Here is a 269-nt window from a genome sequence, read left to right as displayed (position 1 = left end):
CCATCAAGGTTTTGCCCCGCCATATACTGCATGACCATCACGGGATGAGAGGTCTTAATATGCTGTGCATCATTGGAGAAAAACTCAAAGTACTGCTTTTTACCCAGTTTAGCTTTGTATACGCCATCAATGTATACCAACGTTTCGTCAAAAGGCGCTATAACTCGGAAGTAATCTCCACTATCGCCAAAACGGTTCTCGCTTCTCCCCCAAAAAGGGGTAGTGATATATTCTGTCGACAAACTCTCGATCGGCGGTAACTGCTCAAC

Annotated in this window: 1 protein-coding gene; it reads right to left on the bottom strand. The window is 45.0% G+C overall.

Annotation, left to right across the window (positions count from 1 at the left end; translation table 11 throughout):
• The coding region (locus A3756_RS27280) for an IgGFc-binding protein (RefSeq protein ID WP_197481170.1) at window positions 1-269 on the bottom strand (269 nt) is incomplete at both ends.

It is taken from the genome of Oleiphilus sp. HI0086 (genome assembly GCF_001635225.1).
The sequence above is the reverse complement of the archived record's forward strand: the minus strand, read 5'-3'. Positions and strand labels throughout refer to the sequence as shown.